Annotated in this window: 26 protein-coding genes and 3 tRNA genes; 6 read left to right on the top strand and 23 right to left on the bottom strand. The window is 63.6% G+C overall.

Annotated elements, in window-relative coordinates; all coding sequences use genetic code 11:
• Positions 1–100: 100 nt before the first annotated feature.
• From ACODTW_RS25855 to purM, 9 genes are all read right to left on the bottom strand, one after another.
• Positions 101–177: transfer RNA gene (locus ACODTW_RS25855), tRNA-Asp, on the bottom strand.
• A gap of 141 nt (positions 178–318) precedes the next feature.
• Positions 319–558 carry a hypothetical protein gene (locus ACODTW_RS25860; protein WP_488949027.1) on the bottom strand — a complete coding sequence of 80 codons (240 nt, stop codon included), beginning with the start codon at positions 556–558 and terminating at the stop codon, positions 319–321.
• A gap of 157 nt (positions 559–715) precedes the next feature.
• Positions 716–790, bottom strand: a tRNA-Val gene (locus ACODTW_RS25865).
• A gap of 354 nt (positions 791–1,144) precedes the next feature.
• Positions 1,145–1,417, bottom strand: a complete 273-nt coding sequence (locus tag ACODTW_RS25870; protein ID WP_416617602.1) for an HU family DNA-binding protein — start codon at positions 1,415–1,417, stop codon at positions 1,145–1,147.
• A 142-nt stretch (positions 1,418–1,559) separates the two neighbouring features.
• On the bottom strand, positions 1,560–3,968 hold the full coding sequence (lon, locus tag ACODTW_RS25875) for an endopeptidase La (protein ID WP_488949028.1): 2,409 nt from the start codon (positions 3,966–3,968) through the stop codon (positions 1,560–1,562).
• A gap of 263 nt (positions 3,969–4,231) precedes the next feature.
• A complete protein-coding gene (locus ACODTW_RS25880) occupies positions 4,232–4,453 on the bottom strand; it encodes a hypothetical protein (RefSeq protein ID WP_488949029.1) in 222 nt (73 codons plus the stop codon).
• A 91-nt stretch (positions 4,454–4,544) separates the two neighbouring features.
• Positions 4,545–5,009 carry a GNAT family N-acetyltransferase gene (locus ACODTW_RS25885; RefSeq protein ID WP_488949030.1) on the bottom strand — a complete coding sequence of 155 codons (465 nt, stop codon included), beginning with the start codon at positions 5,007–5,009 and terminating at the stop codon, positions 4,545–4,547.
• A gap of 63 nt (positions 5,010–5,072) precedes the next feature.
• On the bottom strand, positions 5,073–5,717 hold the full coding sequence (gene purN / locus ACODTW_RS25890) for a phosphoribosylglycinamide formyltransferase (RefSeq protein ID WP_488949031.1): 645 nt from the start codon (positions 5,715–5,717) through the stop codon (positions 5,073–5,075).
• Complete coding sequence (purM, locus tag ACODTW_RS25895) at positions 5,714–6,772, bottom strand: phosphoribosylformylglycinamidine cyclo-ligase (RefSeq protein ID WP_488949068.1); 1,059 nt, start codon at positions 6,770–6,772, stop codon at positions 5,714–5,716. The genes purN and purM overlap by 4 nt, the downstream gene beginning before the upstream one ends.
• 106 nt (positions 6,773–6,878) lie before the next feature.
• Here purM and ACODTW_RS25900 point away from each other — a divergent pair, with 106 nt between their 5' ends.
• From ACODTW_RS25900 to ACODTW_RS25915, 4 genes are all read left to right on the top strand, one after another.
• Complete coding sequence (locus ACODTW_RS25900) at positions 6,879–8,015, top strand: hypothetical protein (protein ID WP_488949032.1); 1,137 nt, start codon at positions 6,879–6,881, stop codon at positions 8,013–8,015.
• Positions 8,016–8,098: 83 nt separating this feature from the next.
• Positions 8,099–8,716 carry a CDP-alcohol phosphatidyltransferase family protein gene (locus ACODTW_RS25905; RefSeq protein ID WP_488949033.1) on the top strand — a complete coding sequence of 206 codons (618 nt, stop codon included), beginning with the start codon at positions 8,099–8,101 and terminating at the stop codon, positions 8,714–8,716.
• Positions 8,713–9,882, top strand: a complete 1,170-nt coding sequence (locus ACODTW_RS25910; protein WP_488949034.1) for an AI-2E family transporter — start codon at positions 8,713–8,715, stop codon at positions 9,880–9,882. The genes ACODTW_RS25905 and ACODTW_RS25910 overlap by 4 nt, the downstream gene beginning before the upstream one ends.
• Before the next feature lie 33 nt (positions 9,883–9,915).
• Positions 9,916–10,602, top strand: a complete 687-nt coding sequence (locus tag ACODTW_RS25915; RefSeq protein ID WP_488949035.1) for an HdaA/DnaA family protein — start codon at positions 9,916–9,918, stop codon at positions 10,600–10,602.
• Positions 10,603–10,608: 6 nt separating this feature from the next.
• Here ACODTW_RS25915 and ACODTW_RS25920 read toward each other — a convergent pair whose 3' ends face one another.
• The 9 genes from ACODTW_RS25920 to ACODTW_RS25960 form a co-directional block, all read right to left on the bottom strand.
• Positions 10,609–11,190: a tyrosine phosphatase family protein gene (locus ACODTW_RS25920; protein WP_488949036.1), complete on the bottom strand. Its 582-nt coding sequence runs from the start codon at positions 11,188–11,190 to the stop codon at positions 10,609–10,611.
• A gap of 1 nt (position 11,191) precedes the next feature.
• Positions 11,192–11,551, bottom strand: coding sequence for a DUF6491 family protein (locus ACODTW_RS25925; RefSeq protein ID WP_488949037.1), 360 nt, complete (start codon positions 11,549–11,551; stop codon positions 11,192–11,194).
• A gap of 135 nt (positions 11,552–11,686) precedes the next feature.
• Positions 11,687–11,762, bottom strand: a tRNA-Lys gene (locus ACODTW_RS25930).
• A gap of 175 nt (positions 11,763–11,937) precedes the next feature.
• On the bottom strand, positions 11,938–13,089 hold the full coding sequence (gene rodA, locus ACODTW_RS25935) for a rod shape-determining protein RodA (protein WP_488949038.1): 1,152 nt from the start codon (positions 13,087–13,089) through the stop codon (positions 11,938–11,940).
• A complete protein-coding gene (gene mrdA, locus ACODTW_RS25940) occupies positions 13,086–14,981 on the bottom strand; it encodes a penicillin-binding protein 2 (RefSeq protein WP_488949039.1) in 1,896 nt (631 codons plus the stop codon). Before mrdA ends, rodA begins: the two co-directional genes overlap by 4 nt.
• Positions 14,982–14,995: 14 nt before the next feature.
• On the bottom strand, positions 14,996–15,505 hold the full coding sequence (mreD, locus tag ACODTW_RS25945; protein ID WP_488949040.1) for a rod shape-determining protein MreD: 510 nt from the start codon (positions 15,503–15,505) through the stop codon (positions 14,996–14,998).
• 11 nt (positions 15,506–15,516) lie between these two features.
• A complete protein-coding gene (gene mreC / locus ACODTW_RS25950) occupies positions 15,517–16,395 on the bottom strand; it encodes a rod shape-determining protein MreC (protein WP_488949041.1) in 879 nt (292 codons plus the stop codon).
• A gap of 113 nt (positions 16,396–16,508) precedes the next feature.
• Positions 16,509–17,546 carry a rod shape-determining protein gene (locus tag ACODTW_RS25955; protein WP_054167055.1) on the bottom strand — a complete coding sequence of 346 codons (1,038 nt, stop codon included), beginning with the start codon at positions 17,544–17,546 and terminating at the stop codon, positions 16,509–16,511.
• 303 nt (positions 17,547–17,849) lie between these two features.
• The gene (locus ACODTW_RS25960) at positions 17,850–19,409 is read right to left on the bottom strand and encodes a 2-isopropylmalate synthase (protein WP_488949042.1); all 1,560 of its coding nucleotides are present in this window, start codon (positions 19,407–19,409) and stop codon (positions 17,850–17,852) included.
• 542 nt (positions 19,410–19,951) lie between these two features.
• Here ACODTW_RS25960 and ACODTW_RS25965 point away from each other — a divergent pair.
• On the top strand, positions 19,952–20,722 hold the full coding sequence (locus tag ACODTW_RS25965) for an MlaE family ABC transporter permease (RefSeq protein WP_488949043.1): 771 nt from the start codon (positions 19,952–19,954) through the stop codon (positions 20,720–20,722).
• On the top strand, positions 20,719–21,525 hold the full coding sequence (locus ACODTW_RS25970; RefSeq protein ID WP_488949044.1) for an ABC transporter ATP-binding protein: 807 nt from the start codon (positions 20,719–20,721) through the stop codon (positions 21,523–21,525). Before ACODTW_RS25965 ends, ACODTW_RS25970 begins: the two co-directional genes overlap by 4 nt.
• Before the next feature lie 27 nt (positions 21,526–21,552).
• Here the strand turns inward: ACODTW_RS25970 and ACODTW_RS25975 are convergent, their stop codons facing one another.
• The 5 genes from ACODTW_RS25975 to ACODTW_RS25995 form a co-directional block, all read right to left on the bottom strand.
• The gene (locus ACODTW_RS25975; RefSeq protein ID WP_488949045.1) at positions 21,553–22,743 is read right to left on the bottom strand and encodes a DUF2336 domain-containing protein; all 1,191 of its coding nucleotides are present in this window, start codon (positions 22,741–22,743) and stop codon (positions 21,553–21,555) included.
• Positions 22,744–22,781: 38 nt separating this feature from the next.
• Positions 22,782–23,315 (bottom strand): MarR family transcriptional regulator, encoded by a 534-nt coding sequence (locus ACODTW_RS25980; protein ID WP_488949046.1) that lies wholly within the window; start codon positions 23,313–23,315, stop codon positions 22,782–22,784.
• A gap of 141 nt (positions 23,316–23,456) precedes the next feature.
• Positions 23,457–23,660: a twin-arginine translocase TatA/TatE family subunit gene (locus ACODTW_RS25985; RefSeq protein ID WP_488949047.1), complete on the bottom strand. Its 204-nt coding sequence runs from the start codon at positions 23,658–23,660 to the stop codon at positions 23,457–23,459.
• A 106-nt stretch (positions 23,661–23,766) separates the two neighbouring features.
• On the bottom strand, positions 23,767–24,060 hold the full coding sequence (locus ACODTW_RS25990; protein WP_488949048.1) for an energy transducer TonB: 294 nt from the start codon (positions 24,058–24,060) through the stop codon (positions 23,767–23,769).
• A 131-nt stretch (positions 24,061–24,191) separates the two neighbouring features.
• The gene (locus tag ACODTW_RS25995) at positions 24,192–25,478 is read right to left on the bottom strand and encodes a tetratricopeptide repeat protein (RefSeq protein WP_488949049.1); all 1,287 of its coding nucleotides are present in this window, start codon (positions 25,476–25,478) and stop codon (positions 24,192–24,194) included.
• Between the last annotated feature and the right edge of the window lie 58 nt (positions 25,479–25,536).

The following is a 25,536-nucleotide window of genomic DNA, read 5'->3' on the forward strand; positions in this document are numbered from 1 at the left end:
CCCGCGGCCTCCGGCGTGACAGGCCGGCGCTCTAACCAACTGAGCTACACCCGCACAACAACGGCACGCTTGTCAGGGCGCACCTGAACCTCAGGAAAAGTGGCGCGAGTGACGGGACTTGAACCCGCGGCCTCCGGCGTGACAGGCCGGCGCTCTAACCAACTGAGCTACACCCGCAAACTTTTCAATCAGCGCCGAGATCGTCTCCGACCCCGCCGCCGCTGAGGTGGGCGGGTGTATATTCGACCCCGACCACCTTGTCAAACATGAAATCGAACATTCGCGGCGGCGATACAGGCCGTGCCACCCTGCCCGACGTCACAAGGCGGGGGATGACCTTGTGCCGGCCTGGCGAAGGGCCAGAAGCCTGTCCAGAACCGCGTCCAGCAACGGCGGGGGATCCCGCTTTTCCACCGCCAGCGGCCCGCCATAACGACTGAGCGCCAGTTCCAGCGCGTGCCAGAGCTGTTCTGCGATTTCCAGTTCCTGCTGATCGATCGCCAGCTCCAAAGCAGCCAGGATACGATCTCCCAGTCGGCGATCCGTGGATTCGGTCACAGGTTCCATCCCCCTGCCTGTCCCAGGATCGGGCGCGATCCTGCCGGTACCCGAACTATAGCCGGTCTGACGGATCGACAACAGATGGCAGAGTGGTGCGCCCGAACCGGTCGCACGCACCATGGAAGGCGCATCATCATTATCGATGGGGGGGTGATGGTGGGCGGTGAGGGAGTCGAACCCCCGACCTGCGGTGTGTAAAACCGAAGCTCTACCTCTGAGCTAACCGCCCTGCCGATCCTGGCGCCGCGACAATAGCGGCGGATGTGACAAGGTCAACAGGGAAATTGGACCCGCCGGCGAAACGGTGTTCCGGCGGCAGCGACCGAACGCAGGGTGCCGGCTGACCAATCCCGGGCGCACTCAATTCCAGGGATCGCCGCCCTGATGAAAGGCCCGAATCGCCTCATAGCAGTGGGAACAGACCAGCTTGATGCGCCTCGCCATGCCTGCTGCATTTGATTTTCGGCAGTTCGCCATCGGCCATGCCAGACCCTAGATGTGAGAAACGGGCGCACCTTGCGGCCGCCCGTTCTATCGGTCTTAGGCGCCCGGCATCACGCCGGGCCTCCCAGGACAGTATCGCTCAGTTCAGCGCGTCCTTCAGGCCCTTGCCGGGCTTGAACTTCGGCTGCTTGCTGGCCGCGATGGCAATCTTCTCACCGGTGCGGGGGTTGCGACCCTCGGAAGCGGCGCGCTCAGCGACCGCGAAGGTGCCGAAACCAACCAAACGCACTTCGTCGCCCTTCTGCAGCGCGCCGGTGATCCCATCGAAGACCGCATCCACGGCCTTATTCGCGTCCGCCTTGGACAAACCAGCCGCTTCGGCGACCACGGCAACGAGATCGTTCTTGTTCACTTAAGGCCCCCCTCATCAAGAGAGTAAAGGTTGCACATGCCCGAAAGACGTTCCCAGGCATTCAGGATTGGTAACTTACTGCCAGCGCCCGGAATTCAAGGGGGGCAGCGGGAACCCAATTCACACGATTTCCCGGCGCACTTCAATGCCGAATCACGCCGTCCCGCTCGTCATCCCCAGCTTTTCCGGGCACCTGGGCCACTTCTTCGGGTTCGGACCACTCGATTCCGACCGGAGCTGTGACCAAGGCATGGGCAATGACCTCATCCACGGTTGAAACCGGGATGATGGTCAAACCCTTTTTGACGTTATCGGGGATTTCAGCCAGATCCTTCTCATTGTCCTTGGGAATCAGGACGCGCTTGATTCCCGCCCGAAGCGCCGCCAGCAGCTTCTCCTTCAGGCCGCCGATGGGCAGAACCTTGCCACGCAGCGTGATCTCGCCCGTCATCGCGATGTCCTTGGCCACCGGGATACCGGTCAGGACGGACACGATGGTGGTGATCATGGCCACACCGGCCGACGGGCCGTCCTTCGGGGTCGCCCCCTCCGGCACATGGACGTGGATATCACGCTTTTCAAACAGGGTCGGCTTGATGCCGAAGCGCAGTGCGTTGGCCTTCACATAGGATTCGGCGGCCTGCACCGATTCCTTCATGACGTCGCCCAGTTTGCCGGTGGTCTGGATGCGGCCCTTGCCACGCAGCATCACCGCCTCGATGGTCAGGATCTCCCCGCCCACCTCGGTCCAGGCCAGCCCCGTGGTCGCACCGACCTGATCCTCCAGTTCGGCCTCGCCGAATCGGAAGCGCTTCACGCCGGCGAACTTTTCCAGGTTCTTGGGCGTGACCTTCACCTTGTCGAGACCCTTCATCAGGATCTCCTTGATGGCCTTGCGCGCCAGATTGGCGATCTCACGCTCCAGCGAACGCACGCCCGCTTCCCGCGTGTAATAACGGATCAGGTCGCGCAGCGCCTCGTCGGTGATGCTGAACTCGCCGGCCTTCAGCCCATGGTCGGCCACCTGCTTGGCGATCAGGTGGCGCTTGGCGATCTCCACCTTCTCATCCTCGGTGTAACCCGCCAGACGAATGATCTCCATGCGGTCCAGCAGCGGCTGGGGCATGCGCAGCGAATTGGCCGTGCAGACGAACATCACGTCGGAGAGGTCGTAATCGACCTCCAGGTAATGGTCGCTGAACGTGCTGTTCTGCTCCGGATCCAGCACTTCCAGCAGGGCCGAGGACGGGTCGCCGCGCCAGTCGGCACCCAGCTTGTCGATCTCGTCCAGCAGGAACAGGGGATTGGAGGTCTTGGCCTTCTTCATGCCCTGGATGATCTTGCCCGGCATGGAGCCGATATAGGTGCGGCGATGGCCGCGCACTTCCGCCTCGTCCCGCACGCCGCCCAGCGACATGCGCACGAAGGTGCGGCCGGTGGCCTTGGCAATGGACTTGCCCAGCGAGGTCTTGCCCACACCCGGCGGGCCGACCAGGCAGAGGATCGGCCCCTTCACCTTTTCCATGCGCTGCTGCACGGCCAGATATTCAAGGATGCGCTCCTTGACCTTTTCCAGACCGTGATGGTCGGCATTCAGGACGGCCTCGGCCCCCTTGATGTCCTTCTTGACCTTGCTGCGCTTCTTCCAGGGTATCGACAGCATCCAGTCCAGATAGTTGCGGACCACCGTCGCCTCGGCGCTCATCGGGCTCATGGTGCGCAGCTTCTTGACCTCGGCCAGGGCCTTTTCGCGGGCTTCCTTGCTGAATTTGGTCTTGGCGATCTTTTCCTCGATCTCCGCGACCTCGTCCTTGCCGTCCTCGCCTTCGCCCAGTTCCTTCTGAATGGCCTTCATCTGCTCATTCAGATAGTACTCGCGCTGGGTCTTCTCCATCTGGCGCTTCACGCGGTTGCGGATGCGCTTTTCCACCTGCAGCACGCCGATCTCGCCTTCCATGAAGGCATAGACCCGCTCCAGCCGCTCGGCGACCGTCGGGGTCTCCAGCAGCTGCTGCTTCTCGGGAATCTTCAGCTGAAGATGGCTGGCGATGGTGTCCGCCAGCTTGCCCGGCTCCTCGATCTGGTTGATGGAAACCAGGACCTCGGGCGGGATCTTCTTGTTCAGCTTGATATATTGCTCGAACTGCGAGACGGCAGCGCGCGACAGGGCCTCAAGCTCCTGCGGCTCGCCAGTCTTCTCCTCAATCAGTTCGGCATAGGCCTGGAAGAATTCCTCATTGTCGCCGAACTTCGTGATGGCGGCACGCTTGCCACCTTCCACCAGCACCTTCACGGTGCCGTCCGGCAGCTTCAGCAGCTGCAGCACGGTACCGACCGTGCCCACGGAGAAGATATCGGCAGGGCTGGGATCATCCTGGGAGGCGTTCTTCTGGGTGACCAGCAGAATCTGCTTGTCATCCTTCATGACGTCTTCCAGCGCGCGGACGGATTTCTCCCGACCAACGAACAACGGGACGATCATATGGGGGAAGACGACGATGTCTCTCAGCGGGAGGACCGGGTAGAGAACACCACGGGGGATGTCCAGCATTTCTATCTGCCTTCTAATCGCTCAAGTACCGCCAGCCCCAATGGGCCTGGTTCGACCGCCCGCCCCAGATGGGCACGGGAATGAACAGTCGACGACGGTTTCAGCATTAACGTGGCACAGCGCCCACCCCCCTTCAAGGGCTTGAACCGTACATAAAGCGTAACAATGCGGGCGAAATCGACGGTCGGCCAGAAATGAAAGGGGCCGCGCGGCAATGCCGGCGGCCCCTTCCCATCCGTAACGCGCCTGACCGGCGCCAAGGATCATACCTTGCCCAGCAGCGCCATGATGGCGGTGACCACATAGCCCAGCACCATGAACAGCACCGCATAGCCCCAGCCGACAAAGAAATGCAGCATCAGCATCAGCAGGAACAGCACGACACCGATAATGCCGATGGTGGTAAAGCGGGTGAAGGCGTGCCAGCCCTCGGCATGTTCCTTGACGATCTTGTCGCTGACCACGACGGTCCCATGAGCGGCCATGTTATCCTCCCCGACACTGGATGAATGAAATCTGCAGACGGTTTAAGGGCAGACGCCGCGATTGACAAGGGGCTGCGAACGGTTGGGACTGCTACCGAATGTCCTTCACCAGCCGCACCGTCTCCTCCCCATAGCCCTTTCGGGCATAGAAAGCGCGGCCACGCGCATTGCTGGCGAACACATCCAGCGACAGGCTGTCATAACCTTGGGCGCGCGCCCACTCTTCCACCGCCTTCATCAGGACGCTGGCCGCCCCCTTCCCTTCCGCCGCCTCCGTCACCGCCAGCAGCGGGATATAGGCGGCAATCCGGTCGGTAAAGATGTCAACCATGGGCTCGGCATGGACGAAGCCAAGCCTTTCGCCATCTGCATTCACGGCGACATAGGTCACCGCACCGGGCTTCGGCACTTCCAGCGTCTCATGCATGAAGGTGCGCTGGAACCGCATCACATCATCCGGACTGCGCCAGGAAAGATCGGCTGCGCCAGCCAGACGCGGGGCCAGGCTGTGGATGAAGGGCAGATCGTCAGCGGTGGCGGGGCGGACTTCAATCATATCGCACATCCCTCATCGGCTTGAAGGTCAGTCGACAGACCATAAGGTGCCGCCAACCACCCTTCAGGGGACCGGCGCGATGACCGCTGCCGGCACCGTGCCCTGCCTGATCCGCACCCGGTTGCCCTCAACGGTAACCCGCCCTTGCGCGATCAGGCGCACGGCCAGGGGGTAAGCCCTGTGCTCCTGTTCCAGAACCCGCGCCGCCAGACTGTCGGGCGTGTCCTTATCAGCCACAGGCACGGCCGCCTGCACGATGATGGGGCCGGTATCCATTTCCACGCGCACGAAATGCACCGTGCAGCCATGGAAACGGACCCCCGTCTCCAGGGCCTTTTCATGCGTGTGCAGACCGGGAAAGGCCGGCAGCAGCGACGGGTGGATATTGATCAGCCGGTCTTGCCAATGCTCCACGAAGCAAGGCGAAAGCAGCCGCATAAAGCCGGCCAGACAGACCAGACCGACGCCAGCCTGTTCCAGCGCCGCGGTCATCGCCATCTCATGCGCCGGCTTGTCGGCATAGTCCCTGGGCCGGATGACCAGCGCCGGGATGCCGGCCGCGTGCGCCCGGTCCAGGCCGGGCGCATCCGGCTTGTTGGAGATGACCAGCGCCACCTCCGCCGGGAAATCCGGGTCCTTGGCGGCGTCGATCAGGGCCTGGAGGTTGCTGCCCCGGCCAGAGATCAGGACGCCCAGACGCAATCTCACGACCAGCGCTCCAGACCGCTGATGACGACACGGTGCCCATCGCCAGTGCGGGGCACAACGCTGCCGATGCGCTTCACATTCTCGCCACCAGCGGCCAGGATGCGCGCGGCTTCGTCCGCCTTGTCGGCCGGTACAACGACGACCATGCCGACACCGCAATTGAAGGTGCGGGCCATTTCCGGTGCCGCGACATTGCCCGTCTTCATCAGCCAGGCGAACACCGGCGGCAGGTCCCAGGTGGCGGCATCGAGATCGACACCCAGCCCGTCGGGCAGCACGCGCGGAATATTCTCGATCAGCCCACCACCCGTGATATGGGCCAGCGCATTGACCGTGCCGGCACGGACCGCCGCCAGCACCGACTTCACATAGATCCGGGTCGGGGTCAGCAGGGCGTCGCCCAGGCTGCGCGAGCCATCCCATGGGCAGGCACTGTCATAGGTCAGGCCCGACACGCCCACCAGCTTGCGCACCAGCGAATAGCCGTTGGAATGCACACCGCTGGACGCCAAGCCCAGCACCACGTCGCCGGCCGCGACCTTGTCACCGATCAGCACCTGGCTGCGTTCGACGGCCCCGACGGAGAAACCGGCCAGATCGTAATCGCCATGGGCATACATGCCCGGCATTTCCGCGGTCTCGCCACCCACCAGGGCGCAGCCGGCCTGGCGGCAGCCCTCGGCGATGCCGGCGACGATGGCGCGGCCGGCGGCCACGTCCAGCTTGCCCGTGGCGTAGTAATCCAGAAACAGCAGCGGTTCCGCGCCCTGCACCACCAGATCGTTGACGCACATGGCGACCAGATCAATGCCGACCGTGTCATGCTTGTTGGCGTCGATGGCGACCTTCAGCTTGGTGCCCACGCCATCGGTCGTGGAAACCAGCAGCGGATCGGTGAAGCCGGCGGCGCGCAGATCGAACAGCGCGCCGAACCCACCCAGCCCGGCATCGGAGCCGGAACGGGCCGTGGATTTGGCAAGCGGCTTGATCGCATCGACCAGCGCATTGCCCGCGTCGATATCGACCCCGGCATCCCGGTAGGAATAGCTGCTCATACCCTGGTCCTCGCTGCTGGCGTATCGGTACTGGGGTGGGGTAGAAAGCGGGGGTGCCGCACCGCCACCCTTGAAGTTGGCGCCGAACATATCAACATCGGAAATCATGGCAATGCCGGTCCATCGCACCCCCGCCTTGCGCAAAAGCCTGTCCGCCGTCCTGCTGGCCACGGCTCTGGCCTTGCCGGCCGTCGCCCAGGGGGCTGACGACCTTTTCACCGTGCGTGATGTCGGGGTGGATATCTCCGCCGGGTCGCCCAATGCCGCCCGCGACGAAGGCGTGCGTGATGCACAGCGCAAGGCGTTCGATCTGCTGTTCGATCGTCTGACGGTGGACGGCGCCCGCACGGCCCTGCCGCCCATCCCGTCCGACAGCATCGACCGCATGGTGCAGTCCTATGCCGTGCAGGAGGAAAGGACGTCGGCCACGCGCTATGTCGGCAAGCTGTCCGTGCGCTTCAACGCTATGGCTGTCCGCAACCTGCTGAAATCCTACAGCGTCGCCTATGCCGAAGTCCGGTCCAAGCCCGTGCTGATCCTGCCCATCGACCAGACGGGCGGCGGCCCGGTGCTGTGGCAGGCACAGACCGCCTGGCGCCAGGCCTGGGCCGACCTGCCGCCGCCGGCGGGACTGGTGCCGATCGCCGTTCCCTATGGAGAGGCCCAGGATGTGGCCGATATCGGCGTAGAGCAGGCCATGGCCGGTGACGCGTCGGCATTGCGCCGGATCGCCGAACGCTACAGTGCCGGCGACGTCGCGGTCGCCAGCGTCGCCGGCACGCTCGAGTCCGGCTTGACTGTCACCGTTACGCTTTATCCAGCATCAGGTACGGCCGAGAGCTTCGTTTTCGCCCAATCCCCCCTGCCCCCCCCTGCCCAGGCACCCGGCAGCGACTCCAAACCGGCCGCGACCGTGAACCCCATGCTGCAGGCAGCGGTGGAAGGTATCGTCCACAGGCTGGAGGAACGCTGGACGGCCGCAACCCTGATCAGCGTCGGGGCGGAGGGCAGCCTGACTTTAACAGTGCAATTCGCAGATCAGGCAGGCTGGCAGGAGACACGTAAGCGTCTGGCGAGTATCCCCACCATCAGCCAGACCAGCGTCAGCAGCCTGTCGCGGCACGGCGGCGTGATCGACCTGCGCTTCAACGGCAACCTGGACCAGCTGCGAACCGCCCTGGCACAGCGCGACCTGCTGCTGGAACAGGGAACGGATGGGGCCACACTGCGGCTGGCGCGCTGATCCGGACGCAGCATCCGCTTTGTTCTCCTTATGAAAACCTCCATACTGCGGGCAACTGACTTCCCCCGCGGTATAGAGGCCCCATGTCCGACCCCACCTATGAGACGGTTCCGACCGACCCTACGCTGGAAAAGCTGCGGCGCTTCACCTTGAGCATCACCGTGGGCCGGCTGGTTGCGGCCCCGCTGCTGGGCTGGCTGATCTATGCCGCCCATCCGGCCCTTGCCTTCTGGTTGATGGTGCTGGCCGGATTCGGTGCCCTGCTGGAAGGCACTATCCACCTGTTCTTCAGCACGCGGACGCGGCTCAGCGCCCGGCTGGACCGGGTGGCCGACCGCCTGATCCCGCTGGCCGCCTTCGTGGCCCTGTATTTCGTCGGGCAATTGCCGCTCTGGGTGCTGCTGCCGGTTCTGGCGCATGTGCTGGCACTGCTGCTGGGCCGCGACCTGCCGGAAAGCTTCGGCAACGATCCGTGGGTGACAGAACCGGGCTGGCTCTCCTTCATGAACATCGTGGCCCAGGACCTGGCCATCCTGATCATCCTGGCCATCCTGGGGCCTGCCATCGGCCTGGACCTGCTGGTCCTGCCCGCGGAAATGCTGGTGGTTGGCTTGGCGGTCGGCACACTGGTGCTGATGTTCCTGCGCCGCGCCCGCCCGGAAACGGAATTCGGGGATGACGGCAACGGGGAGCCGCAATGAACACCCAGGAGCGGCAGTGGCGTTTCTGGGCCTGGACCTTCGCCATTTTCATCCTGCTGGTATGGCTGCTGCGCTCCATGCTGGCGCCGTTCGTGGCCGGCATGGCTGTGGCCTACCTGCTGGACCCGGTGGTCGACCGCCTGGAAAGGCGGCACGTACCGCGCTGGGCGGCCACCACGCTCGTGCTGATCGGATTCGTCCTGGCGCTGGCTTTGGCCCTGCTGCTGCTGGTACCCCTGATCCAGGATCAGGTTGTCCAGTTGATCCACATGGCGCCGGAATGGGTCGCCTGGGCCAAGAAGGAAGTGCTGCCCACCGTACAGCGCTGGCTGAAGCGTCTGTCACCGTCCGATGTGCAGAAGCTGCGGGAAGCCGCCGGCGATTACGCAGGCACAGCCGTGGGCTGGACCGCGGAAATCCTGCGCAATGTCGTCGATCGCGGCATCGCCCTGGTCGATATTCTTTCCGTCATCTTCATCACGCCGATCGTCGCCTTCTACCTGCTGCGCGACTGGGATCGGCTGATTGCCGCTGTCGATGGCTGGTTGCCGCGGCACCATGCTGACACGATCCGCGAACAGGCGCGGGCAGTCGACACGACGCTGGCCGGATTCGTACGTGGACAGGCCACGGTCTGCCTGGCACTGGGCACCTTCTATGCGCTGGCGCTGACGGCCGCGGGGCTGGATTTCGGGCTGGTCATCGGCATGATCTCCGGCCTGCTGTCCTTCATTCCTTTCGTCGGCACCCTGTTCGGATTCGTCGCGTCGGTCGGCATCGCCCTGTTCCAGTTCGACGAGACCTGGCGCATCGGGCTGGTTGTCGGCCTGTTCCTGTTCGGCCAGGCCATCGAAGGTAACGTCCTGACGCCGAAGCTGGTGGGTGACAAGGTGGGGCTGCATCCGGTCTGGGTGATCTTTGCCCTGATGGCGGGTGGCGCCCTGTTCGGATTCGTCGGCGTTCTGCTGGCCATGCCCGTGGCGGCCGTGCTGGGCGTTCTGACGCGCTTCCTGCTGAAGCGCTATACCGACAGCAGCTTTTACCGCGGACATGGCCCGGCCGAGCCGGCGGGGCTGGACCTGCCGCCCGATCCGCTGCTATCCCATCCAGCCGCGCAAGGGGCGGAACGGGGCGGCGGTGTCGCCGACATTCCCCCACCCCCCTGATCTTCCAGCCCGATGACAAGGAGGGGCTGCCCCATGACCATCCCCCCGCGTCAATTGCCGCTGGACCTGGGCCATCGTTCCGCGATGGGCGAGGATGATTTCCTGGTCGCCCCCGGCAACCAGGATGCCGTTGCCTGGCTGGACGCCTGGCCCGAATGGCCGGCCCCGGCCCTGATTCTGTTCGGGCCGTCCGGTTGCGGCAAAAGCCATCTGGCCCAGATCTGGCGGGCCAGGGCACGGGCCAATCTGCTGACCGTCGAAGATCTGGCAACAGAGGATCTGCCTGACCTGCTGCGTCCCATGCGCACAGCCGTCCTGGACGGCGCGCAGGGCGTGGCCGGCGACCCGGCCCTGGAACGGGCCCTGTTCCATCTTTACAATCTGGCCCGTGAAATGGGCGGGCATCTGCTGCTGCTGGCAGACAATGCTCCCATCAATTGGGTCATCCGCCTGCCCGACCTGCGCTCCCGCCTGATGGCAGCGCCGGCTGTGGGCATGGCCGCCCCCGATGACGCTCTGTTGATGGCCGTGCTGGTGAAGCTGTTCACCGACCGCCAGATCCGCGTGGGCGAGGATGTCATCGACTGGCTGATGACCCGCACCGAGCGCAGCTTTGCCAATGCCCGCCGCGTCGTGGCTGAACTGGATCATGCGGCGCTGGCCGCCAAGAAGCCCATCACGGTGCGATTCTGCCGCCAGGTGCTGGGCGACCGCGGCTGATCCACCTTATCGGGCGAAATGCGCCACTTCCCGGCTGCGGTGATTATCGGTCAGGAAACGCAGCCAGTCCGCCCTGCCCTCGGCATGGCGGGCATAGACGTCGCGCAGCGCCTCCAGCAGCTCGGCCCGGCAGCCCAGCATGTCGCCGCCAATCTCCAGCATGCGCAGGTTAGGCCAGGCCTGGGGCCGTATGCGCACCACCTCGGCCAGCGCCTCACCCGCATGCCGATCGGGCCGGGCCTGCGCCAGGATCAAGGTCATGACGGCCGTCGACCGGGATATGCCCATATGGCAATGAACCAGCAGATGGTGATCAGGACTTGCTGCCTGCGTCAGGTCCCGGCCGAACGCCAGCACCTTCTCCAGGTGCGCGGCATCGGGCGCGACCCGCTCCGGCAGCAGTTCGACAATATCATCGAAACGCAGATCCACCCGATGGTGCGGTCCATATTGGTCAAAATCGACCAGCGGCGCACGATCGGGGTCGAGAATCGAGACCAGATGCGTCACCCCGGCGTCGGCATGCCGGGGCAGTTCATCAATGCCGCAGACAGTGGCGCGAAAAGGAACGAAGGCAGGCTTCGACACATCATTTCTCCGCGGTCGGTGCCGGGTCCGGCAGGCGGGTGATCGACCGGATGGGTATACGCTTTCCCTCGATGCCAACCCAGCCCCATCCGGCACAGATCTCCCCGTCGCTGCGGGGGATGAACGCCAGTTTGCTCTGGCTGTCGACATCAAGGGCGTCGGCCAACAGTCCCAATTCAATTCGATATCGTTGTTTCACCGCCACGGTCACGATCAGTGCCTGATCACCGTCGGCAACCCAGCCATTGATCCGACGTGATTCGATGCAGACTGGCTTCGCCGATTCCGCAGCGTGGGCAACCGAACCCATGGCCACGGCAAGCAGCAGCAGGACAAGACGCGTCATCGCATCCTCCGTCATGGACAGCCCCGCAAGGAAGACTGAGCCGGATCAATGGCGGCATCAAGGCAGGGGCGGCCATAGAAAACAAAAAACGGCAGCGAACCGTGTTCGTGCCGTTCAACATCAATCAAAACCAAAAGCCGATGGGAAGGTTGGTGGGCGCACAAGGACTCGAACCTTGGACCCGCTGATTAAGAGTCAGCTGCTCTACCAACTGAGCTATGCGCCCAATCCATTTCCAACCGCGTCGGCGTCTTCCGCTTCAGCGTCCCGCCGCGTCGTTCATCGTGGCGAGGCGCGCTGTGTAGCAAAGGCATTTCACCTTGTCGACAGGTTTGATCGCGCAAATGACACTTTTTTTGGCGACCGAGCCTTGCGGCAAAGGCATGCCCGCAAAACAGGGGTCAGAGATCGCCCAGGCCCCGCCGCGACATGCGCACGTCCCGATGCACATGCACCGACATCAGCAGCCCGAACCCCACCATGACCGCCAGCGTCGCCGTCCCGCCGTAGGAGATCAGCGGCAGCGGCACGCCGACCACGGGGATCAGGCCCATGATCATGGCGACATTGATGAAGAGGTAGAGGAACAGGTTCACCGTCAGGCCCAGGGCCAGTAATCGCCCGAACTGGTGACGGCAGCGCCCCGCGATGACGAATCCGAACAGCAGCATCAGGCAATAGAGCCCCAGGAACCCTACGCTGCCGACCAATCCGAACTCCTCCGCCAGCATGGTGAAGATGAAATCGGTCTGCTTTTCGGGCAGGAAGTTCAGATGGCTCTGTGTCCCCTGCAGAAAGCCCTTGCCCATCAACCCACCGGACCCGAAGGCAATCTTCGATTGGGTGATGTGGTAGCCGGTGCCCAGCGGGTCGCTGTCGGGGTTCAGGAAGGTCTCAACCCGGTCACGCTGGTAATCGTGCAGCAGGAACTGCCAGGACAGCGGGATCGCGATCAGCACGGCACCGATGACAATGGCAAACTTCCACCAGCGCACACCCGACAGGAAAAACATGGCGCCGGCGGCCATGATCAGCATCAGCGAGGTGCCCAGATTGGGCTGAGCCAGCACCAGGGCCACGGGCGCCCCGACAATGGCCAACGGGATGACCAGGAATGGGATGCGCCCCGTATCCTCCAGCGAGGCGCCATGGAAATAGCGGGCCAGGGCCATGACCAGGGTGACCTTCATGATCTCCGATGGCTGAAGCTGCACAAAGCCCAGATCGATCCAGCGCTGCGCCCCCTTGCCCATATTACCGAACAGGTCGACGCCAACCAGCAGCACCATGACCATGCCGTAGAGCGGGTAGGTCATCTTCATCCAGACACGGATGTCCACGACGGCGATAAACAGCATCAACGCCAGACCCACACCGAATCGCAGCATCTGACGCGAGGCCCAGGGGTCAAAATGGCCATTGGCCGCCGAATAGAGCATGGAAAAGCCGACGCAGGCGACCAGCGTGATCAGCAGCACCAGACTCCAAGGGATATGGGCCAGCTTCTCGGTAAAGGAGAGGGTGGCGCCATCGGCGCCGGTATCGAGGCTCATCGTGTGCCTCCGGGTGGGGGCGGCGCAATATCGGCGGCGGGGTGCTGCGCTACGCTGGCGCGCGCCGCCTCCAGCATCTGGCATTCCAGCAGGATGTCGCGGGCAATGGGGGCGGCCACGGCACCGCCGCCACCGCCGTGTTCCACGATAACCGCACAGGCATATTTGGGCGCCTGCACGGGCGCGAAGGCGACGAAAAGGGCGTGGTCACGCTCCCGCCAGGGCAGGTTCTCGTTTCGGATGACGCCGGAATTGCGTTCAGCCATCGAAATGCGGCGAACCTGGGCACTGCCCGACTTGCCCGCCATTTCCATCCCTGGCACGGTGATCCGCGCCCGATAGGCCGTGCCGCCGGGCACGTTGCAGACAGCGTTCATGCCTTTCAGCACCGTCGCCAGATTCTCCGGCTTCACATCCAGGGCCGGCCATTCCGTTGTCTCCGTGAACTGACCCTCGATCGATTTCAGCAGATGTGGCTGTACAGCCCGGCCGCTGGCCAGCCGCGCCGTCATCACGGCCAGTTGCAGCGGCGTGGACAGCACATAGCCCTGCCCCATGGAGGCGATCAGCGTCTCCCCCTGGTGCCAGGGCTGCTTGAAGCGCTGGCGCTTCCATTTCGGGTCCGGAACAAGGCCGGCGCGCTCGCCTGGCAGTTCCAGGCCCACCTTGCTTCCCATTCCGAAACGCCGGGCCATATCGGCGATGCGGTCCATGCCGATGCGGCCCGCCAGATCGTAGAAATAGACATCGCAGCTGTTCATCAGACCGCCGACCATGTCCAGCGTGCCATGGCCGTTGCGGCTCCAGCAATGGAACCGGTGGCTGCCCAGTTCGATATGGCCGGTACAGGTGACGCGGTGGTCGGCATTGACGATGCCCGACTCCAGGGCGGCCAGCGCAGTCAGCATCTTGAAGGTCGATCCCGGCGGATATTCCCCGGCGATGACCTTGTTGATCAACGGCGTCCGCTCGTCCTTCAACAGCGCCTGATAGGCTTCATAGCCGATGCCCATGGCGAACTGGTTGGGGTCGAAGCTGGGGCTGGAACAAAGGGCCTGAACGCCACCGGTATGCACATCCATGACGATGGCGGCGGCACTTTCCTCCGCCGACAGGCGCTGATGCATGTAATGCTGCAATTTGGCGTCGATGGTCAGGGCCAGTTCGCGGCCCGTCTGCCCGGGGTCGCGCGCCAGTTCGCGGATGACGCGGCCGACGGCATTCACCTCCAGCTGCACATTGCCGGCGCTGCCACGCAAGGGCAGGTCATACTGCTTCTCGATTCCTCCCTTGCCGACACGGAAACCGGGCAGGCTCAGCAGCGGATCGCTGGAGCCCTCGACATCCTTTTCGGCCGCCGCCCCGACATAGCCCAGCACATGGCTCAGCGCCTCTCCGAAGGGGTAGGAACGGACCTGACCGACATCAATGGACACACCCGGCAGATCGGGCAGATTCACCTCGATGGCGGCAACCTGGTCCCAGCTCAGATTCTCCTTCAGCGTGATGGGTGCGAAGGAGCGGGAGCGCTGGATATCACGCTGGATGCGGCGTTCATCCGCTTCGGTCAGCGGCACCAGCCGGCCCACCTCATCCAGAATCTGCTGCACATCGCCGGCCCGCTCCGCCACGATGACGACGCTGAAATTCTGCTCGTTTACCGCCAGCGGCACGCCGAACCGATCGGTGATCAGGCCGCGGGGCGGCGCCACCAGACGCAGCGAGATGCGGTTATCCTCCGCCAGCATCGTGTAGCGGTCGCTTTCCACGATCTGCAGATAATACAGGCGGCCGATCAGAGTCGCCACGGCACCCGCCTGCAAACCGCCCAGCACCAGGGTGCGGCGGCCGAGCATGCGTTGGCGCTCGGCATCCCGGTCAAACGCGGACATCGCCCCTTAACCCCTCAGCTCAAATAGGCGCGGTGCAGGCGCTGCAACAGCCACGCCACCAGCGGAAACAGCGCGACGCCCAGCAGCGCCTGCACAATCACCGCCCGCGCGTCCAGCAGGCTGGCCGTCATCAGTGCGAACACGACCCATTGTACCGCCGCCGCCCCCGTCGCCACCAACGCAAAACCGATCCACAGCATCAGGAAAGATCGACCCAGGAAAAAGCGGCGCTGCGTGATCAGCAGCCAGTAGGCCAGGATCATGGCCAGTGACGTCATGCCGATGGGCGTGCCGCCGATCAGATCCTGCAACAGCCCGATCATGAAGACCACAACGGGGCGAAGCAGATCCGGCCGGTGGATAACCCAGTAGAACAGGCACATCAGCATGAAGGGCGCCGTAACCAGCGCGTAGCCCGGCAATTGCAGCGGCACCATGCCAACCAGCATGGCGACGATGGTCACGCCGAACGGCAGAAGGTTCCGCGCCGTCTGGTCAAGCTGATGCAGAAATCCGCCGGCCAAGCCGCTGGCCCTCACTTCATCGCGCCGGGCTGCGCCGCTTCGGCGGCCAGACCGCCCGTAACACCGAAATCGATGATCTGGACATGCTCAAGGCGGGACAGGTCGGCCATCGGCACCACCCGCGGCTTGCCGTCCGCCCCCAATTCAACAACGCCGACCGGCAGGCCCGGCGGGAACAGACCGCCATGGCCGGAGGTGAAGACGCGCTCACCCGGCGCAACCTGGGTATTGGGCGGAAGATAGGTCAGCAGCGGATGATCGGAATTGTCACCCGCCATCATCGCCCGTTGGCGGCTGGTTTCCAGAACCACCGGGATACGGGCATTCAGGTCGGTGATCAGCAACGCGCGGGACGACCACTCGCCCACCTGCACGATGCGCCCGACCAGCCCCTGGCCCGACATCAGGGCATGACCACGCTGCACACCGTCACGACCGCCGACCGTCACCACGATCGTGCGCACGAAGGCGCCGCCAGGGTCGCCGACGACGCGGGCCGTCACCACGCGCGCGGCGGGGTCCGGCTTGAAGGAAAGCAGGGAACGCAGCGAACGGTTCTCCGCCTCCATGCGCAAGGCCGCCTGCTGCCATTGCTGCAGAAGCGCGTTCTCTTCCCGCAGGCGGATATTCTCGGAATGCATTTCGGCCAGAGAACGGAAATATTCCAGCCCGTCGGCCACACTGGCCGCCGGGCGGGACATCACGTTCAGAATGGGGGCAACGGCGTCAGTAACGCGTGACCGCGCCTGATCAATGGCCGTTCCGTTCACATGGCCGATCATCATCAGTGCAATGGCGGCCAGGATCAGCAGCGGAAAGTAGAATCGCTGCACCATCCCCCAAAGGGGAGCCGCGATACGTACGACGGAGCCGCTGTTGCGTGTCTTCACCGGGGGTCGTGTCCCGAGATCAGGTAAGCCATCAAAATCGACGACTTACAATGTCATGTGAAAGTAGCGCGACAATGCCGGGCTGTAAATGACGGATCGTCGTAAACAACCCGTCAATACATGCGGATCAGCACGTTGCGGAGGCTTTCCTCTTCCAGCGCGCGACCGGAGCCCAGCGCCACGCAGGACAGCGGATCATCGGCGATGGAGACGGGCAGGCCCGTCGCATGACGCAGCACATAATCCAGATTGGCCAGCAGCGCGCCGCCACCGGTCAGGACAATGCCCTTGTCCACGATGTCGGCGGCCAGTTCGGGAGCGGTATGTTCCAGAGCAACCTTGACCGCCTCGATGATCTGGCTGACAGGTTCGGCCAGGCTCTCGGCGATCTGGCGCTCGCTCATCACCAGTTCCTTGGGCACGCCGTTCATCAGGTCGCGGCCCTTGATCTCCATCACCCGGCCTTCGCCATCTTCCGGCGGGCAGGCGGAGCCGATTTCCTTCTTGATACGCTCGGCAGAACCCTCACCCACCAGCAGATTATGGTGGCGACGGATGTAACCGATGATGGCTTCGTCCATCTTGTCACCGCCCACGCGGGCGGAACGGGCATGGACGGTACCGTTCAGCGACAGCACGGCCACCTCGGTGGTGCCACCGCCGATATCCACAACCATGCTGCCCGTCGGCTCCGTAACGGGCAGGCCGGCACCAATGGCGGCAGCCATCGGCTCTTCGATCAGGGAGACGCGGCGGGCGCCGGCAGCCTCAGCCGATTCCTGGATGGCGCGGCGTTCGACGGCGGTGGAACCCGACGGAACGCAGATCACGATCTCAGGGCTGGCGAAGCTGCGGCGGTTGTGAACCTTGCGGATGAAATGCTTGATCATCTCTTCCGCGACTTCGAAGTCGGCGATGACGCCGTCGCGCAGCGGGCGGATGGCCTGGATGTTGCCGGGCGTACGGCCCAGCATCAGCTTCGCCTCGTCACCCACGGCCAGGACCTGCTTTTTGCCCCGCAGGTCGCGTATCGCAACCACGGAGGGCTCATTCAGGACGATGCCCCGACCCTTCACGTAGACGAGCGTATTGGCTGTGCCAAGGTCGATCGCCATGTCGGCGGAGAACATACCGAGCAGGTTTGAAAACATGGGTGAAACGTATCTCTGACAAGTCCGGATTTTGCCGCCGGTGGTGCGGTCGGACCCCGGATATGCCGAACCGCGTTTGTTGCATAGACCATTTGGGGGCGGACCCTCAAGCCTTGAAAGCCACCGACACCGAATTTGTGCCCCGTTTCGCACTGCACCACCGCATGTCTGCTGCATGGGCTTTGCACAGCGACAAACCGGGGCCGGAAGCACCGGAAATCATGGCGACAAGAAGGCAAAAAACCCCCGCCGACGGGTAGTCGGCGGGGGTTTCTCCGGAAGGTTGCGAATCAGCGTTGGCGATCAGGCGGACAGGGCGACGGGCGCCGTTTTCTGCCGCTTGGTCATCAGTTTGTTGAGCGCATGCACATAGGCCCGGGCACTGGCGACCAGCGTATCGGCATCGGCCCCCTGCCCGTTCACGGTCTTGCCACCCTCTTCCAGGCGCACCGTCACCTCAGCCTGGGCATCGGTGCCCTGGGTGACCGCATGCACCTGGTAGAGCTGCAATTTGGCTTCGTGTGGGAAGGCCAGCTTCAGCGCGTTGAACACGGCATCAACGGGACCATTGCCGAAGGCGACCACCGGGGCAATCGGCTTGCCGTCGATCTCCAGTTCCAGCACGGCGTGCTGCGGCCCGCGCGAGCCGGCCACGACATGCAGGGCCACGAAACGGATATGGTCGTTCTGACGGCCAACCTCGTCATCCATAATGGCGACGATGTCCTCGTCATAGATGTCCTTCTTGCGGTCGGCCAGATCCTTGAACCGGCCGAACGCATCATTGATGGCGTTCTCGCCCAGATCGTCATAGCCGAGTTCCTTCAGCTTGGCGCGGAAGGCGGCGCGGCCGGAATGCTTGCCCATGACCAGCGACGACCGGTTAAGCCCCACCGATTCCGGCGTCATGATTTCATAGGTTTCGGCGTGCTTCAGCATGCCATCCTGGTGGATACCGCTTTCATGGGCGAAAGCGTTGGCGCCGACGATGGCCTTGTTGGGCTGAACCTGAAAGCCCGTGATGGTGGAGACCAGACGGGAGATGCGGGTGATGTACTCGGTCTTGATGCCGGTGGTGCAGCCGATCAGGTCGTGACGGGTGCGCAGGGCCATCACCACCTCTTCCATGGAGGCGTTGCCCGCGCGTTCGCCCAAGCCGTTGACGGTGCATTCGACCTGCCGCACGCCGGCCCCGATACCGGCCAGCGAGTTGGCGACAGCCAGGCCCAGATCATTATGACAATGGACGGAGAAGATGGCCTTGTCGCTGTTGGGGACACGGGTCATCACATCGGTGAACATCGCGGCATATTCTTCCGGCAGGGCATAGCCGACCGTGTCCGGGATGTTGATCGTGGTGGCCCCCGCCTTGATGGCGGCTTCCACGCACCGGCAAAGGAAGTCGCGGTCCGACCGCGAACCATCCTGGGCCGACCATTCCACGTCATCCACCAGATTACGGGCATAGGACACGTAATCGACGGTGCGTTGCAGCACCTCCTCCTCCGTCATCTTCAACATGTAATTCATGTGGACGGGGCTGGTGGAAATGAAGGTATGGATGCGCTTGCGCTGGGCCAGTTGCAGCGCCTCGGCTGCGCGGTCGATGTCGGCACGCGAGGTGCGGGCCAGCGCGGCAATGACGGAATTCTTGACCGTACGGGCAACCTCGCGCACGGCCTCGAAATCGCCGTTGGAGGCGATGGGGAAGCCGGCCTCGATCACGTCGACGCCCATCTCCTCCAGCACGGTGGCGATGCGCAGCTTCTCGTCCAGATTCATCGAACAGCCGGGCGCCTGCTCGCCATCGCGGAGCGTGGTGTCGAAAATGATGACGCGGTTCTTATCGCGGTTGATGGTCATGTCCTGGTCCCTCGGCGGCACTCTGGGCGCGGGCCTGTTCAGGCTATGGGCGCCTTCGTTGATCTATACAGGTGCGGATACGGTGCCGGGACGGCACCTTTGACCCCTGATCGCGGGTCGCGCCGCGTCTGGGCGGCACGACATCGGGCGCTCAGGGGGAGATTAGTCGTAGCGCGGCCAGGACAAGGCTGCCGCGACGGATGGAGGACGCGCACGACACGGCGTGACGGGCGCAAGCACCCGTGTCACCATGATCGCCAGCGATGTGGTCTGCCGCCTTCACGGGGGGACCTGTCCATCCTTAGGGGTTGAAGCCGCCAGCGAGGGCCGACAGCTCATTACAGAATTTGTTTTTACGGCGAAATCACTGGAGCGGCAAGCCCGTTCGGCAGGAAAGAACTGCAAACAAGGCAGCCATTCCAGGGTGGCGGGACAAACTGGATGATAACCGCCGCCATTTGGCCTTCATTCCCCTCGACATTGACAGGACGCACCCCATTGTCTAGCGGTAGCTCTGGTAGCGTCATGAGAAGGTCAAGTTCATGAATTTCCTGAGTGCCATCGGCCGAACGACCTTGACCTTCATGGGGGCGGCGGGGCGGCTGGCCCTGTTCACGCTGACGGCACTGATGCACTGCGTGCGGCCGCCATTCTATTTCCGGCATATCGGCCGGCAGATGGTTGAAATCGGCTATTACAGCCTGCCCGTCGTCGGTCTGACCGCCGTGTTCACGGGTATGGTGCTGGCCCTGCAGAGCTACAGCGGTTTCTCGCGCTTCTCCGCCGAAAGCGCCATCGCCACCGTCGTCGTGTTGTCGATCACCCGCGAACTGGGCCCAGTGCTGGCCAGCCTGATGGTGGCCGGGCGCATCGGTGCGGCCATGGCGGCCGAACTGGGCACGATGCGCGTGACGGAGCAGGTGGACGCCCTGACCACCCTGTCGACCAATCCCTACAAGTATCTGGTCGTGCCACGGCTGATCGCCGGCACCACCATGCTGCCGCTGCTGGTTCTGGTGGCGGATATCATTGGCGTGTTCGGCGGCTATCTGGTGGCCGTGTATCGGCTGGGCTTCAACGCTTCCACCTATATCAACAACAGCTGGCAATATCTGGAACGGATGGATGTCATCTCCGGTCTGGTGAAGGCGGCCGTGTTCGGCTTCATCATCTCGTTGATGGGCTGCTATCACGGCTACAACTCGCGTGGCGGCGCACAAGGCGTGGGTGCCGCCACGACGAATGCCGTGGTGTCGGCCTCCATGCTCATCCTGGTCCTGAATTATCTGCTGACGGGGATCTTCTTCTCATGACCATGATGCAGGAACAGACCATCGGCACGGATGTGCCCAAGATTTCGCTGTCTGGCGTGAAGAAGGCGTTCGGCCCCAAGGTCGTGCTGGATGGCATCGACCTGGACGTGAAGCGGGGGGAGAGCATCGTCATCATCGGCGGATCCGGTACCGGCAAGTCGGTGCTGCTGAAATGCATCCTGGGCATCCTGCAGCCCGATGCCGGCAGTATCCGCATTGACGGCGAGGATACGACCCATATCGGTGGAAGGGAGCGCGAACGGGTCATGTCCAAATTCGGCATGCTGTTCCAGGGTGCCGCCCTGTTCGACAGCCTGCCCGTCTGGGAAAATGTCGCCTTCGGACTGATCCAGGGACAACAGCGCCTGGGCCGCAAGGAAGCCAAGGAGCGGGCGGTCGCCACGCTGGGCGCAGTCGGCCTGACACCGGATGTGGCCAATCTCTACCCATCCGAGCTGTCGGGCGGCATGCAGAAGCGCGTGGGTCTGGCCCGCGCCATCTGTACCCGGCCCGAAATCATCTTCTTCGACGAGCCGACAACGGGCCTGGATCCGATCATGGCCGATGTCATCAACGACCTGATTGTCAAATGCGTGAAGGATCTGGGCGCCACGGCGCTGTCCATCACCCATGACATGGCCAGTGCCCGCAAGATCGCGGACCGCGTGGCCATGCTCTACAAGGGCAAGCTGATCTGGGTCGGCCCGGTGTCGGAGATCGACAATTCCGGCAATGACTTCGTGGATCAGTTCATCCATGGCCGCGCGGACGGGCCGATCACGATGCAGATCCGCGCCTTCTGACCCGAACACAGCAGTGCCGACGCCGGTTCAGCGCGTCGGCACGGACCCACGCAGGGGCAGGAACGGCATGCCGGCCAGGTCCATGGCCGCGTCCACCAGATCGTCGCCCTTCTGGTCGAATAGTTGCAGCAGCAGGTCGTCCATGGCCCGCTCCTCCGACTGTCCGCATTCCAGATAGATGCGGCCCAGTGCCTCCGTCTGGAAATCCTGCCGGCCCGCGTCCCCTCCCCTGTAGCCCTGCTTGTGCGCCACCCGCAGCGCCACCTGAAAGGGGGCGAACAGACGCTTGGGCACATGTGCGTGGTCCAGCAGGGCGCGCAAGCTGTCCCACCGCCCCTCATGCAGCAGCGTCAGGGCATTGGCCTTGCGCACCCGCGATTTGGTGGCGATGGCCGCCGCGAAGAAATCGAAATCGCCACCGCACAGGGTGCGCAGCAGCAGCGGCACGCCCAAGCGCCCCTGCTCATGCAGATGTACCGCCAGCGCATCGGCATCCATGCCGGCGCGCGCCAGGGGCCGCAGCATGGCCAGGGTGGCGGCATCCCGGCCGTGATTGGCGATCTCCGCCGCAATGACCGGGGAAAGGCGGTGACGTTCGACCAGCAGGTCCCGGACCTTCTGCGATGCGGAACCGATCAGCCGCTCGACCACCGTCGCCGGAAGCAACGTGCGGGCCGCCAGAGGCTCCGCGACGAAGGGCACATGCACATAACGGTCGGCCAGCGACAGCAAGGTGCCGTCACTGATGTCGGCCTTCTGGTTTCCTGCCAGGGCGGCCACCACCGCCAGGTTGCCGACATCGGCCAAGGCACCGGAAACAACCGAGGACAGGACATCGCGGGTAGCGATGGCCAGTTGCTTATCTGCACGCCCCTGTCGGATCACCTCCAACAGCAGTTCATCGGCGATCTGCCGGCCATGGTGCAGGATGGGAAAGGCCACGGATGTGACATCCAGCGCCAATGTCCTGGCCAGATCGTCCGACAGCAGGGGGCTGTTGAACAATTGCCAGGCAACGGCTTCGCGCACCTGCTGCACCGTGTCGTGGGCCAGCCGCTCCAGCAGCTCCCCGACCAGCGACCGCTCCGCATCGGCCAGCAGACCTGCTTCAACTGTCCGCACCAATTTCGACACCATCTCAATCCGCGCTTCGGCGGATCGATCCTGGGCCAGACGGTTCACGTCGTCGGGGGTCAACCCCGTGCGCCTGTCGTTCATCGCTCCCGACCACTCCCCAAGGCCCTTCTGCGGGGCCTCTATTCGATGTCCAGCGCATCGGACCGGATCACATCGGCCCATGTCCGTTCCAGCCGGCGCAGCGTGCGATACGTGGACCACAGGTCTTCCATCGCCTGCGTACCGAAGGCTAAACCTCCAATATGGGCAGCCTCAACCCGCCGCAGCTCGTCCCGCAATGCCAGGCCGGAAGCCGTCAATCGCACCTTTATCTGCCGACGGTCACCATTGCTGTCATCCAGTGTTTCGACAAAACCGGCTTCCACCAGGGCCTTCATATTGCTTGCTGCATTGGCGCCCAGATAATAGCCCTGGGCCACCAGATCGCGCAGGGTGAGGCTCGCCTCGCCGATGGTCAGCAGCATCAGACCCTGCACCGGTGCTATACGGGCAACGCCCAGCCGTTCAAGCTCAATCCGCACAACGTCCAGATAGCGGCGATGCAGCCGTTCCAGCAGGCGCAGAAGATCGTGGCTGTGGGTGAAAAGCGCGGATGTATCCTGATCCACCGCAATCCGTTCCGACAGCGGTGGCTCCCCCGCCCCTGCCCGCATTCGTCCGCTCCAATCGGTCCCACGAACGGGACCCTCATTGTTCTATCATCCGCCCCCGGCAGCCGCCAGCACAGCAAAAACAAAAAGGGCCGACGCAATGGTCGACCCTTCGTATGATCAATGGCGTTGAACCGAACCTGATCAGTTCGGCTTGCTTTCACCCGGCTTGGCTTCCGTCAGCTTCGGATCGGCGTCCGCCGCCGCTTCCTCTTCTTTCAAACCCTTCTTGAACGCCTTGACGCCCTTCGCCATGTCGCCCATCACGCTGGGCAGCTTGCCCGCGCCGAACAGCAACAGCACGACGACAAGAACGATGATCCAGTGCCAGAGGCTCATGGCGCCCATGGGTAATCTCCAAATCTTGAGGCTGAACTCACAATCCGTGCAACGTCACAACAGATAGGCATTCAACGGGCCAATGTGAAGCGCGAAGAGCGTCGTCACCGGAACTTCATGCCTGCCCCCGCATTTCAAAGCGGACTTCCAAACGTTGGCGCGACCGCCCTATGGACTCAAGCGGGTGCGGTGGTTTGCCCTCATCCGGGTGGTAACGCAGGCCAGCCGCATAGCGCAGGGCAGATTGCTCGAACAATCCCGGCGGGACGGCTTCGACGACACGCACATCCTGCGGGGCGCCGTCATCGCCGATACGGAACTCGACAATGACACGCCCTTCACGCCGCAGCCGCAAGGCGCGTTCCGGATAATGCAGTCGGGGACGGAAAAGAGGTTCCAAGTCCGACATGGGAGATCCGAAGAGTGACCGGCAGGGGCGATACCGGGGGTTCACGGGCGGCGGAGGACCGCCTCCCGCGGGTAGCACGGCAGATTTGAATGAAAAAGGGGCGGATGCCGAAGCCGTCCGCCCCTTCTCGCTTACTTCGCCTTGGCGGCGTTCAGCAGGTACAGACGGGCCAGATCGCCGGGACCGTCGGTGGCCTTGATCGCCTTGGCGGTCGCCTCGGCCTTGGCCTTCTGGCCGGCAGCCAGGTAATAGGTGACCAGGCGCAGACGGGCATCGTCCGGGTTCTTCAGATTGCCCTTGGCAATGGCCGCCTCGGCCAGGGTGATCGCCTTGTCATACTTGCCATAACCGGCATAGGCCTCGGCAACACGCAGGATCGGGCCGCCATTGGGACCGGCCACCGCCTCGGTTTCCGTCTGGGCCAAGCCCTTCTGATCGTCGGCAACCTGCTTGGTCGCCAGATCCTTCAGGCGCTTATGACGCTCGGCTTCACCGCCGGAACCCAGAAGTCCCTTGGCATAGCCCTTGTCGATCAGGCCCATGGCCTCGCCGGGGTTGCCGGCCTGCATGGACAGCTGCGCCATTTCCATGATGTCGTTGGTCGTGTCCAGCAGACCCAACGTATCCATCAGGCGATAGGTATCCAGCGTCAGACGGTCACGCGCGAAGCCCGGCTTGCGCTGCGTGCGCAGCAGCAGGTCCAGCCAATAGTCGCGCTTAGGGTAATAGCGGACCAGCTTTTCCAGCGCGCCGACATAGCCGGCCTCGTTCTTGCTTTCATTGTTGGCAGCGGCCAACAGCTGCAGGTCCTTCTCGTCCGGCGTCTGGCCGGACTTCTCAACAGCGCTGATCTTGGCAGAGACTTCCTTGATCGCGTTCGGATAGTCCTTGTTGAGATAATAGGACTGCAGCAGCAGCGTCTTCAGCGCCGGTTCCGTACCACCAGCGGAGAAATACTTCTGCGTCCAGGTGATGGACTTGCCGTAGTTCCTCTGCTGATAGAAGGCCTGCGCCAGCGCCTGGGTAAAGGTCAGCTGCTGCGCCGCCGGGAAACGGCCCGTGGCAAACACGGCCTCGAACGACTTTTCGGCAATGTCCAGCTCGCCAGCCTGATAGGCGGCGATGGCGCGCATCTGCTCGACCATGAAATCTTCAAACGGCGTCTTGTCGGCGACGTTGTCGGCTTCCTTGATCTTGGCAAGCGCGTCCTTGAACTTCTTGCCCTTCATCAGTTCCTGGGCAGCCTGCAGCGGCTCACCCACTTCCTTGCGGACGGTGTCGCCCTGCGGAGCCTTTTCCTTCTTCTCACCGCTCGCCTTCTGCGCAAAGGCCTCAGACGGTGCCATGACAACGGCGAGGGAGCCAAAGGCCAGAGCCGACCCCAGAAGGGCGGCGGTAAAAAGACGGGTGCGGATCATGTCTCTATCTCGGTCTCTGTCGATCGGATCGCTTGTCTCTTGGCGATGGGGCCCCGAA

Source organism: Niveispirillum sp. FG148 (genome assembly GCF_057809655.1).